11 protein-coding genes and 1 pseudogene are annotated in these 12,754 nt (G+C 33.0%); 10 read left to right on the forward strand and 2 right to left on the reverse strand.

Annotated elements, in window-relative coordinates; genetic code table 11:
- Positions 1-245 precede the first annotated feature (245 nt).
- Positions 246-824 carry a DUF3967 domain-containing protein gene (locus tag AZF08_RS09345; RefSeq protein WP_033678766.1) on the reverse strand — a complete coding sequence of 193 codons (579 nt, stop codon included), beginning with the start codon at positions 822-824 and terminating at the stop codon, positions 246-248.
- A 427-nt stretch (positions 825-1,251) separates the two neighbouring features.
- Between AZF08_RS09345 and AZF08_RS09350 the strand changes: the two genes are divergently transcribed.
- From AZF08_RS09350 to AZF08_RS09390, 10 genes and pseudogenes are all read left to right on the forward strand, one after another.
- Complete coding sequence (locus AZF08_RS09350; RefSeq protein WP_033678764.1) at positions 1,252-2,475, forward strand: ParM/StbA family protein; 1,224 nt, start codon at positions 1,252-1,254, stop codon at positions 2,473-2,475.
- A 20-nt stretch (positions 2,476-2,495) separates the two neighbouring features.
- Positions 2,496-2,852: a hypothetical protein gene (locus AZF08_RS09355; protein WP_033678762.1), complete on the forward strand. Its 357-nt coding sequence runs from the start codon at positions 2,496-2,498 to the stop codon at positions 2,850-2,852.
- A gap of 2,670 nt (positions 2,853-5,522) precedes the next feature.
- A pseudogene (locus tag AZF08_RS09360) lies at positions 5,523-5,850 on the forward strand (DDE-type integrase/transposase/recombinase); the annotation flags it as partial.
- 49 nt (positions 5,851-5,899) lie between these two features.
- Complete coding sequence (locus tag AZF08_RS09365; protein ID WP_063177269.1) at positions 5,900-6,607, forward strand: IS6 family transposase; 708 nt, start codon at positions 5,900-5,902, stop codon at positions 6,605-6,607.
- Between the two features lie 656 nt (positions 6,608-7,263).
- Complete coding sequence (gene hemA, locus AZF08_RS09370; protein WP_033679154.1) at positions 7,264-8,496, forward strand: 5-aminolevulinate synthase; 1,233 nt, start codon at positions 7,264-7,266, stop codon at positions 8,494-8,496.
- Positions 8,493-9,404, forward strand: coding sequence for a DMT family transporter (locus tag AZF08_RS09375; RefSeq protein WP_018767850.1), 912 nt, complete (start codon positions 8,493-8,495; stop codon positions 9,402-9,404). The genes hemA and AZF08_RS09375 overlap by 4 nt, the downstream gene beginning before the upstream one ends.
- Before the next feature lie 371 nt (positions 9,405-9,775).
- Positions 9,776-10,435, forward strand: a complete 660-nt coding sequence (gene sdaAB / locus AZF08_RS09380) for an L-serine ammonia-lyase, iron-sulfur-dependent subunit beta (protein ID WP_033679153.1) — start codon at positions 9,776-9,778, stop codon at positions 10,433-10,435.
- A 186-nt stretch (positions 10,436-10,621) separates the two neighbouring features.
- Positions 10,622-10,870 carry a hypothetical protein gene (locus AZF08_RS28175; RefSeq protein WP_064504753.1) on the forward strand — a complete coding sequence of 83 codons (249 nt, stop codon included), beginning with the start codon at positions 10,622-10,624 and terminating at the stop codon, positions 10,868-10,870.
- 248 nt (positions 10,871-11,118) lie between these two features.
- Positions 11,119-11,277, forward strand: coding sequence for a hypothetical protein (locus AZF08_RS30735; protein ID WP_201030639.1), 159 nt, complete (start codon positions 11,119-11,121; stop codon positions 11,275-11,277).
- 215 nt (positions 11,278-11,492) lie between these two features.
- The gene (locus AZF08_RS09390) at positions 11,493-12,020 is read left to right on the forward strand and encodes a GNAT family N-acetyltransferase (protein ID WP_033679151.1); all 528 of its coding nucleotides are present in this window, start codon (positions 11,493-11,495) and stop codon (positions 12,018-12,020) included.
- Between the two features lie 100 nt (positions 12,021-12,120).
- Here the strand turns inward: AZF08_RS09390 and AZF08_RS09395 are convergent, their stop codons facing one another.
- Positions 12,121-12,588, reverse strand: coding sequence for a hypothetical protein (locus AZF08_RS09395; RefSeq protein WP_033679155.1), 468 nt, complete (start codon positions 12,586-12,588; stop codon positions 12,121-12,123).
- Positions 12,589-12,754: the final 166 nt, after the last annotated feature.

Raw genomic sequence — 12,754 nt, forward strand, 5'->3', positions numbered from 1 at the left:
ACTTACATATTAACTTTGAAATTTACTAAGAAGAAATCTTCAATAGCTTGTTATAGTAAGCTTACAGGAACAAAAATTAATTCTAATGTTTTTATTTACTTTAATTTTTAAAACAAGATTTATTAAATATAGTATTCTATTTTTTTGTGATTTTCTAGGGAAGCTTAGCATATTTTCAACATACAAAAGGAAACCTGTCCAAAATATACAGGCTTCCCTAGTTGCTTTATTTAATTTGGTATAAATTATTTTTTAAATAATTTAGCGAACCATGATTTTTCTTGTTGAGTAGATGCAACTAGCTTCTTAGTTTCTTGTATTTCACGAATTACTTCTAATAGCTGTTGGTCTCTATTATTTATTTTTCCATCAATACTCTTTTGTTGTTCATCAATCTTATTTAGTAGGATCTGATTAGATTGTTCTAAATGGTCTACACGCTTTAAAAGTTCCATGTTCATGGCTTTTTGCTCTTGAAAATATATAGAAGCTTCTTTCATACTTTCATACATTGTCTGAATAATTGGCTTCGTTATTTCGTCGTCTTCATCACTCTCCTCTACTACAATATAATCTACATTTTGTTTTAACATCTGTTCTATTATTTCTGGTGGTTCTTGTGCATCTTTCATATTAGCAATTAATTTAAAAAGCTCTAATGCTTCCCGTTCATATCTCAATGTTCGCCCCTTCGTCCCAGCGACGGTTGGTAAATATGGTTTGAATTGATCCCGCCAGGCCTGAAGAGTTGTCCGTGGCTTCCCAAGCATCCTTGCTATATCTGCAAGGGAATATGTTTTCTTATAAGGTCCTTCACTCTCCATTTCATCGTCCTCCCCTCATCGTCATTTGTTGTTATCGATGTCCGACATGTTGTCATTTCACTGTTATTGCTCATCATTTATGTCGGTCATGCTGTCATTACATTGTTATTGCTCATCATTTATGTCGGTCATGCTGTCACTACATTGTTATTGTTCATCATTTATGTCGGTCCTATTGTTGTTTTACTGTTATTCATCATCATTTATGTCCGACATGTCGGCATCTAATTGTTATGTGTTTAATTCGTTTGAAAGAAGGTATTTCCTTGTTTATTTTGAATTTTTTAAGTATATAAAAGAGCTAACTAATATGCGCGATTCAAGTCGCACTTATTATAAACAGCGCTTTATATTTTGATTTAATGTGCTAAAACATAATTAAAAGTATTACTTAAGTCGTACTTAATGTATGAAGGAGGAATTATTAATGAAAATCGGTAGAAAAGTAGCGGATTTCGGAAATAGTTTTAATAACTTCATGGTTGATGGTTATTATATTGAACTTGCAACGAATGTAGTTAAAATTTCAAAGAAAAAAGCTGAGGATTTGCTTGTTGATCGTATTTCTAGACCAGAAGAATTACTAGATAGATTACTAATTTCAACTGAAATTGAAGGTGAAGAATCTTTCTATTTAGTTGGCCGATTAGCTGAGGATAATCAATTAGCAAACTCTCATGTAAATAAGATGCACGACAAAATTAATAGTCCTATCCCGTACATAAGCTTTTTAGGAGCAATTGCATATTATCATGCTCTTAACGCTGAGCAAGAAGATAATGACGTTGAAATTGAAAACATGAGTATGATGCTTCCAATTTGGCTTTTAAAACGCGAAGAGAAATTTAGCATTGCTCATAAAAAAATGGAAGAAAGATTTGTCGGTGAACATAAAGTTAAAGTATTAACACCAGGAATGGAAAGAGAACTCACTATTACAGTTAATTCAGCAAAATGTAGAAATGAATCAGAAATTGCTAGACATTCTTTAAAATATAAAATGGTTTCAAAAGATAAGAATACAAATGTAATTAGTATTGAAAAGCGATATGAATCCGAGAGATTCGATGACTATGAAGTTGTTTTAACTGACATTGGTGGCGGTTCTACAGATGCTGTGCGGTTAGGTAAAGGACTCACTACACCTAAGCACAGAGATTCTTTCCAGGTTATCGATATTGAACCATTCTTAGGATACCTAGAACGCTTTAGAAAAGAAAAATTGATTCAATACTTTAAAGATCTAAGAATGTTAGAGAAATTTATTGTTCATAATTATAAGGAACAAAAGTATGTACTATCGAATGAAAATACTGGTGAAGAATATGATTTCACATCTGAAATTGTAGAAGTACTAAAAGAATATGCAAGAATTTTAGTTGCTAAAATTCTTGATGTATTCATCCCATCTAGTACGAATACAGTATTGAAATTCATCTATATCGGAGGCGAAGCACCAGTTTTAGAACCATACATCCGTTTAGCTTTATTAAATCATATGTCTAAAACGGCTGCTAAAAACAACCACTTCTTCTTGAACAACATTATTCAAAATAGTGAGAAAGAAATATTTGCTCCAACTTCACGTACAATTAACCTAGCTGCATTAGAATTAAAAGCAATTGATGAAATGAAGGGACAGTTAGCTTAGAATAAAGGGACGTGCTGATAATGGCTAATAATAGAAAAATGGCATTACGTGCTGATAATATGCCTGAAGATGTATATAAGATCCTTAATGAAAAAGCTAATAGTAGGCAATTAACAGCATTTGTTGTTGAACTAGTACAAAATGAAAATCGTTATGAGCAACTACTGCAGAAATTAGATCATGTAGAACAGAGATTAAATCTTTTAGATACAGTTGAAAATAAATTGGACCTTCTACTTACTAATGGATTTGTTCCCGCACAGAAACAAGAAGATTTAAAAATGGAAGAACCCGTACTTCAAGAAGGTAAAATTATTGACGCTAGGAAAGTACTTGGTGGGATTTCTGAAGAAGATAATGAGGAAATCGATTTTTAATTACTACGAGTATGGAGTGACAATAATGTGATTCACTCTATATCTTGTAACCTGCATTACTACATTATAAAATTAGATTAAAATAAGAATAAAGCCGTCTAAAAGTAATGAAATAAAAACAACTAGACGTATTATAACATGAGGGAGTGCTTACTTATTAGAGAAAGCACTCCCTTTTTGCATTTTACATACAAATTTTTTCGTGAAAACCTTGCAATTGTAAACTAAAAAATACAAGAGGTGAGATGATGGAAGCACCAGTAAGCAAGGGAAAACAGAATCCTAAAATTTCAAAATATTTTCTATTTTGGATATTTCTTCTAAGCAAACTGTTTCCCTTAAAATCATTATTTAGCAAATAATTGGATTTTTTTGTTAGTAGCTATTGGATGCCTAGGTTTTTATTTTCTTTGGCATTTACTATTTACGGTTTTGCTTTGATTATAGTTGTAGATAGTGTTATATGGTGATTAGTTCAAGTCTTCATGCAAACCTTGAATAATAAGCTTCGGCATTTCGTCGTCATGTTCGTTATTCTCTTCTACAACAATATAATGTACAGTTTTGCTTCAATACACTTTCTATTACATCTGGTGGTTCTTATTCATCTTTAATATTAGCAATTATTTTAAGGGTTTCTAATACCTCTCCTTCAAATTTTTCCCTTTTGTTCCTGGTAGGAAAATTAGGTTTAAATTGATCTTGCCAGGGTTGAAGTGTATTGCGGGGTTTCCAAGTTTCCTTGCTATATCTGTCAGAGAATATGCTTTTTGGATGCTTCTTCCTTGCTACCTTGTCATGACTCTTTTTCCTTTCTTCTCCTTATTGTCACCAGTCATTACCACCTCGTTACACGTCGTATATTCGTCAGTATAAGTAGAGAGATTAACGTTATTGGTTACAATCTATATTCGTCATGTTGTCATCTATTTGTTATTGAACTTATCCGTTAATTCAATTACATTTTCCTCTTGTGAATTAGAAGGTAATTCAAAATAAGAACACTTATAGTACTTCTCATGCAAAAACTTCAAAATGTTTGTAATTAATCTCTAAAAATTGGACATACTGATACTATTACCCTTAGAACAGTGTGAAATCAGTATAAGAAATTAAAATCTATTCAAATGATAACATTACCAACCCGATATTGTTCTTGTAATTATAAAATGTTATCTATATTATAGATTTCCTGAGTAAGCAATCTCTTTCTTTCAGAGGTAGAATAGTAGCGAAGTCACAAGTTATGTAGTGTTGAAAAATATTTTCAAGTAAAACAAACTTTTCTAGATGATACTCCAAAGGGCTATCCGAATATTAAAGAACTATACTTATTTATAACTATCTCATACTCTCAGATTAACACAATTACTCTTGTGTAATTGTGTTTTAAATTATGTCATTGGCAAACAGAAATGTATTTTAGATGATAATCCAAAGGATTATCTGAATATTAAAGAACTATACTTATGTATAGCCCCTAAAAGACTATCTCACACTCTCAGATTAACACAATTACTCTTGTGTAATTGTGTTATAAATTAAATCGCTAGCAAGCAGAAATGTATTTTAGATGATAATCCAAGGGACAATTTGAATATAAGGTGTCTGTCTTCTTATAAGCCATATTTATTTTTGCATCCATTTGAGGAATTTCTTTAACAGAAATCACTTCATATGTTTGAACTACTCACTACTTATCAATCTTACGGTTCGATTGAAGTGGGAGACTCCTCAGAACTCCGTTCTACCAAATAAATATTGATTAGGCTATCCCTATTGTTCACACAGTTAGACGCTATATCACTTCGTTTTTTAGTTTCATTCAATTATGACCATGTTGATGAATAAGGAGTTTTGTCTTTATATGAGTAATCGTGAATTCCTAAGTGACACTCTGAGTAGTGAACTACTCACCCGCTTGAAGTGGGAACTTCTTGGGAAATAAGTGCTTTTACTAGCCACTTATGTTTACCAAGCTAACAGGGTAGTCCCTACCCCTAAAAATATTATGTGTACGTTGGACTCATCTACGCTACTTACTTCGCTTGGTTTTCGCATATTTCAGTAGCGCAGGGCGATAGAACGTTGAAGATTTTACGTTACAGACGAATTTCCTACAACAACCTTATATCTTCAGTTTTCAAAGAGCAATCTGTACAAGTATATGATAGCAAACATGTTGGCTTACGCCAACCGAAATCATCTCCCATCTATCGTTGGGCTATCGCCCTGCACACGCTTGAGGAAGGAGAATTCTTTCGGATAATTCGTTAAAAGTCTACAATTATATTATAGTCATAAATTCTATATCACATACCTTAAAATAACACAATTACAATTGTATAATTGTGTTATTAGTTTGAGTCTGAAATACCAAATTCTTCTTTCTACTGAAAGCATGAAAACCACGATATTATCGGTATTGAAAACTTAAACCTGAAAGACATGTTGCATAACCATAAACTAGTGAAAAATAATTCTGATGTGTCATGTTACAGTTTTGTAATAAAATTACAGAACGAAGTGTCGGCAACGCTAGATGGGGAATAAATTCGTTTCCTGCATAAAGTTTCAACCGTAAAAAAGAACATACAAAAGAAGGGTTCTGTTGCAAAGATTTCTAAACTAAGATAACCTGTAGAAAAAGTGTGAGCAGGAGAATAATATATGGGGTATTTTAAAGGAAAACAGTTTAAAAAGGATATTATTTTAGTAGCCGTAGGCTACTAGTCGTTTTTCTTTAAGCTATCGTGATGTATCTGAAATCTTGAAAGAGCGTGGTGTTTCGGTTCACCCAACAACCATCATGCGCTGGGTTCATGAATATGGAAACCTTATCTATCAAATTTGGAAGAAGAAAAATAAAAACGTTCAGAAGAAAAATAAAAACGTTCAATTATCTTGGAAACTAGATGAAACCTATATAAAAGTAAAAGGAAAATGGTGTTATTTATATCGTGCAATTGATAAAGAGGTTCTGGTGCAAAAAATCTATAAAACTTGGACATACTGATACTATTACTCTAAAAAGGTGTGTGATCGGTATGGAAAAGAAAAATTTGTTCAAATGGAAGCACTATCAGCCTGATATTATCTTATTAACGGTAAGATGGTACCTACGGTACCATCTAAGTTTTCGTGATTTAGTGGAAATGATGGAGGAACGGGGTTTATCCATTGCTCATACAACGATTATGCGTTGGGTTCATCAGTATGGTCCTGAATTGGATAAACGGATCCGACGTTACCTCAAACAAACAAATGACTCTTGGAGAGTCGATGAAACATATATCAAAGTAAAAGGTCAATGGATGTACCTGTATCGTGCTGTTGATTCGAAAGGAAGCACAATCGATTTTTGCCTAAGCAAAACAAGAGATCAGAAGGCTGCAAAGCGCTTTTTCAAGAAAGCTTTGCGGTCTTTTCATGTTTCAAAGCCTCGTGTTATAACAGTCGACAAGAATCCAGCTTATCCTATAGCAATTGAACAGTTGAAAAAAGAAAAAAGCATACCTAACGGTATGCGACTTAGACAAAAAAAGTACTTGAATAACATAGTAGAACAAGATCATCGCTTTATAAAGAAACGAATCCGTTCTATGCTAGGGTTCAAATGCTTTGACACAGCTACATCCATTCTTTCTGGAGTAGAAGCTATGCATATGATTAAAAAAGAACAGATTGCTTTACGGGACCAGTCTGTCCAAAATCAGAAAGAATTCATCCATCAATTGTTTGAACTTGTAGCATAAAATACAATTCTGTTAGGAATATATGCGTTTTACTGGTTTTCATCTTATCTTTGCACCAGAACCTAAATCTTATAGTTTTTGCACCAGAACCTTGTGATTCTCCTCGCTCTGTTTTGCAAAAGTTTAGCTTACTTTTAAAAACTTTGCACCAGAACCTATAGTTGCATAATAAGTACTCCCCAATCGCTTATCTAGTTTGATGTTAATCAACTTTGCAACAGAATTCTAAAAAGTTATATTGATAAAAAATAAGAAAATTATATTTATATTTTATTCTAAAGGTATTGTTTTATATGGATTTTGCAAATCATTACAATGATTCTTTTAGAGGAAACTAGTCTTTGCTTATAATATTTAGCTTAATATGATCATTTTTTAATGATAATTATCTGTTTTTTATTGATAAAATTCTAAAATATAGTTTTATTTTCAAAAAATTGTTATTATTTATTTGAAATAAATTATATCGACTTAAAGACATTTGAAGTTTTAAAAAAACAAAATTATGAAAATATGCATAATTTTGTTTTTTGTTTGGTTTTATTATATTTTCCCGATATAATAAAAAACAATAATTTAACAATTTTCCTTAATTTTTATGAAAAAATATCAAACTGGATGAACTGTAAACTATAACTATACTTGGAGGAAAAGTCATGTATGCAAAAATTATTGAAAATAAGCTCGAATCTTTGAAAGAAAGCGGACAATATCGAGAATTTGTTACAATTAATCGGATGCGTGGCCAATATCCTTTAGCACAATTGAATGGCCAGAAAGATGGGCAACCAGTTGTCGTTTGGTGCAGCAATGACTATCTAGGAATGTCTCAGCACCCAATAGTTACCGAAGCAATGCATGATGCAATTCGAGCATTTGGTGCTGGTTCAGGCGGATCTCGAAATATAGGTGGTACACATTATCATTACGCTGCACTTGAATCTTCACTTGCGGAATGGCATGGTAAAGAAGCCGCATTAGTTTTTCCTACAGGATATGGCTCGAATGATGCAACATTACAATGTTTACTTCGTCTATTTCCAAATTGTATAGTATTTTCTGACGAACGAAATCACGCTTCAATTATTAATGGTATTCGTAGCACTCAAGTCGAACGAGCGATATTTAGACATAATGATGTTGACCATTTGGAAGAGTTACTTGCAGCTCAACCACATGATCGAGCAAAAATTATTGTGTTTGAATCAGTATACTCAATGGATGGCGATATCTCACCGATTCAGAAAATTGCGGATCTTGCAGATAAATATAACGCTTTAACATTTCTTGATGAAGTACATGCAATCGGTATGTACGGTCCTCGCGGAGCAGGAATAGCTGCTGAACTAGGTCTTGTGGATCGATTGGACTTTATTCAAGGAACAATGGCAAAAGGTATTGGAGTAATCGGGGGATACATTGCAGCTTCATCATTACTAATTGACGCTGTTCGTTCTTTTGCATCTGGTTTTATTTTTACAACATCCTTACCACCAGCTGTTGTCGCGGCCTGTCATGCTAGTGTGGAACACTTAAAATCTTCAGATAAAGAGCGGAACGCTCTACACCAAAAAACTAGCATGTTAAGAGAAGCACTTGCTCAAGCAAATATTCCGATAATGGACTCAAGTGAAACGCATATTCTCCCTGTACTGATTGGTGATGCAAAAAAATGTAAAGCTGCTGCCCAACGTCTACTTGAACAACATCACGTCTATCTGCAACCTATTAATTCACCAACGGTTCCTGTCGGCACAGAACGATTCCGAGTTAATGTTACACCAAATCACACTGAGGAACAGATAGCACAACTGGCCGTTGCATTAACAGAAGTTTTTAATTATTTCGATATTCCTTTCGCACAGCAGAACGAAGTGTTACACGTATGACAATTTTTATGTACATCTTCTGCTTAATAGTTTGGGGATTGAACTTTATTGCAGTAAAAATACAAGGTACTCCTGTAAGCCTTGAATTGTCATTAACCTATCGCTTGGTAGGGGCTGCACTAATGTTTATTGTCCTAATGTGCGTGGTACGTCCAAATGGTAGGCCTTCTCGTAAAGATGTTTTCCCCCTTGTTACTTTTGGGGTATGTAACTTAGCTCTAAGTTACTTGTGTTTATACTACGCGACAATTTGGATTTCTGCTGCACTAGTAACGCTGCTGTTTTCACTGAAGACAGTTCTGACACCAATTGCACTTCGTATATTTCTAGGTGAGCGTCTTCATCCTCGAATTCTAATAGGGGGAATAGTTGGTATTGCAGGTGTTTCTATATTAGTTTATCCATTACTAACACAGGGCTCTAGTACAAGTGATCTAAAAGGAATAGGCCTCGCATTGTTTGGAACTATACTTACAGCTATTGGTGACGCAGCTTCCGCTCGAAATGCACGACGTGGTATTAATGCTGTTTATTCGAATAGTGTTGGCTTTGTTGTGGCTTCGATACTTTTACTTGCTGTTTGTACCTTTCAGGAACAGAACTTTACACTACCAACGTCCGTTTCTTATCTTGGAGCTTTGGCATTTTTAACTGTATTTGCTTCCTTTGGGGCATGGATGTTCTACCTCAAGCTAGTAGAACGAATCGGTGCATCAGTTAGTAGTTATATGGTGGCACTTTTTCCGGCAATAGGTGGGGTTGCCTCTGTTGCGATTGGAGATTCTACACCTACTCTCTATTTACTGTTCGGATGTTTATTTAGTTGCATTGGAGCAGCAATTGCACTAGGATTTCGCTTACCATACAGGAGTCGGAATGTTATGAGAAATGAAAGCCCAGGGAATTAAAAAATTCCCATGGGCTTTATTTATAAAATATAATACTGTTTCCTTATAGTATGAACAGATCTACAGGATTTCTAGTGTAATTGTAAATAAGGCATAACTACCTAACAAATTGCATTCTCTATTTACTGATTTTTTAAATAAACATGATCGTTCACCTTCAATAATGATAAATAAATCAATACATCTTTTTATTAAAAATTATTGTTAAAAATATTAAAAAACTCTTTATATTGAATAGATATCTTAATAAACGGATGGCTCGCTTATTATAATCCGTATTTTCATTACCTTTCAGTTAAGAAATATTTTCTTAATACAAAAACATTTTATTAATGCATCCCTACTACTAATATTAAGGAGAAAGGATAATCATGAAATATAAATCAGTATTTGATATTATTGGTCCTATTACTATTGGAACACCTAGTGCTTATGGAGTAGAAGCAACAAAGATAGGACATATTGTTCGTCAGCTATTTTTAAAGCCTCCAGAAAAAATCGAAATTTCTTTATATGGGGAATTCAAAAAAACTGATTGCACTTTTGGGTCAGACGTAGCACTTGTTGGTGGTATTTTAGGCTTTGAAATGGATGACTCACTATTCTCTAAAGCACTTACAATTGCAGCAGAAAGAGGAATTACAGTTAATTGTATAGAAGAGATTGCAAAACCGTCTTATCCCAATACAGTAAAGATTACTTTATACAAAGGTGAAGATAAAATTGAGATGATTGCTTGTTCGATTGGTTGGGGAAAAATCAAAGTTATTGAGATTAATGGTTTTGATTTGAATTTAAATGAAACAAGATCAGCTCTTCTTATTATAAACAATGATCATTTTGGTACCATTTCGTCTGTAACTTCTATATTAGCAACACGTAAAATTAATATTAATATGATACGTGTATCGCAAAAGGAAAAAGGAAAAATATCTCTATTGGTAATTGAAACTGAGGAACTATTAAATCATGAAGTAATTGAGGAAATTAAAGGATTACCAAAGATTTATCAAACACTAGTCTTAAGTTAGACAGTTCTATCAGCATGTCCAGGTTTTAGAGATTAGTTACATAAGGCATATAGTTTTTGCATCAGAACCCTTTTTAGAGTACTAGTATCAGTATGTCCAAGTTTTCTAGATTTCTTGCACCAGAACCAAAAGTAATCATTTGAGTGCTTTTTTCTCTGTCTTACATACACAAAAGGGGATTTCAGCATGAATATTATCGACTTCGAACTAGTACGAAAGCGAAAAATAAAGGAAAATAAAATGATTACAATACCAATTATTGAACGGGTCTTTGAAGTAAATGGAGAAATTCTGTTTGAAGTAACTGGTGAAAAAGAAATTCCTATTGCTTGGCTAGAAAAGAGTAGATATCTCTGTCCTTTATCTAAACAAGAACCTGTAGTATTCCTACAAGTTCTTGTTTATTTTTTTAGAAAACCGAAAGTAAACTTTTAGATATTAGTTTACATTCATATTCCCGAGAACATTGACTTTATCCCGAATCCTCTGATATCCTCCAAACCCGAAAGAAAAGTATATATTCAAAACACTGCAAATTGAGACTTTATAATATAGATGAAAAAACAAATAAATCTTATTATATAATTAAATTAATGACTTGTTATTCATCTTTACGACACTATAAATAGGTCATGTACTGAAAACTTACAACTCATAATTCTGCAGAAAGGAAGTATATCTTTTTGAATAAAAATAAACAAAGTGATGCAAAAACGGTAATTGGAATATCAGGAATGTGTTTGGGGACAACTTTCGGGTTGCTTATTAATAACCTTGCTCTTGGTATGATGATTGGTGTTGCTATTGGATTTGGAGTTTCTAAAATAAAACAAAAGAAATAGCTTCATTTATACTATACAACAGCAGTAGAATAACCCCTTACCTTTGAAATGGTAAGGGATTATTCTTATAAATTTTAGTTACTATAATCCTATTTATTAGCAGGTGTTTAGTATATTGTTTGTTAATGTTTAGTTTAACTCTTTTGGAAATTAATTCTTTAAGTTATTTTGTGTACTTGCTATTATGGGGGTAAAAATAAAGGGGGATAAAATATATGATAAACATACGAAAAGCAAAAGTAAAAGATGCAAGAGAAATAGTTGCGATAAAAAAAGAGATTGTTGAAACTACAGAATTTTTTCTTCGATCACCTGAAGAGCCGCAAGAAAAGGCAGAGGAGTATCAGAAAAAGATACAAACCAGACAAAAAAATGGAGGTTTGACATTAGTAGTAGAATTTAATGATCAAGTCATCGGTTTTCTATCTTTTTCTAGATCTTCCTATATACGTTTACACCATGCTGGTTCATTTGGAATGGGGATTAAACAAGAATTTAGTAATATAGGAATCGGAACAAAATTTCTTTCTTATTTTATAGAATGGGCAAAAGAACAAGAAGGGTTAGAAAAGATATGTCTGGATGTATTTTCAAACAACGAACGAGCTATAAATTTATACAAAAGATTAGGGTTTAGAGAAGAAGGTAGGCAAATAAACCAAATTAGGTTCAAAGATGGTTCTTATGCTGACATTGTTTTTATGGCACTTTATATAAAAATACCAAGCACCCCCTCATTCTAAGGATAAGGGGGTGCTTGCAGTTTATGTAATCCCCGAAAGCGGAAGTAAACATATTTCGTTTATTTAACTTTATTTAGCACTCGTTAGTAACATTTAATTTTTAGAGTTCATAAAAACGTACTTCCCCGTTTGCCTTTCCGCCAGTAAATAAAACTTCAATACTTCTAATTTCTTCATCCGTTTCAAAAAAACCATGTGACTCGCAACCGATTATATTATTGTGACCATCTGCAAAAACTGAAAATCCGCTTCCGGAAATTTTTTGAGCACTTGGGAGTATTCCCAAAGTATAATTCAAAGTGAAATTTGCATCCAAACTCCACCCATTACGACCCAGATAGAATCCGGTTGTATCCCATTCACCTATTAACTCTGGTACATTACCTTTCATCCAAATGAAACTCTTATAAGATTCACTCTTGCCATTAAGTCGAATTAATAACCGAAAATCCTTTTCTTCAGCAGATAATATTCCAGTAGCAACGATTTTAATCATCTTGCTTATAGGAGATGCACTAAGGGTTACACTTGGGCTATCACTAAAATTCATCTCACTAAGTAGATTCATTTCTACACACCTTTCAATTGTTTTAATGGTAAGCAATATGGTTCTGTTGCAAAGATTTCTAAACTGAGATAACCTGTAGAAAAAGTGTGAGCAGGAGAATAATATATGGGGTATTTTAAAGGAAAACAGTTTAAAAAGGATATTATTTTAGTAGCCGTAGGCTACT

Source organism: Bacillus gaemokensis (assembly GCF_001590835.1).
Classification (GTDB): domain Bacteria; phylum Bacillota; class Bacilli; order Bacillales; family Bacillaceae_G; genus Bacillus_A; species Bacillus_A gaemokensis.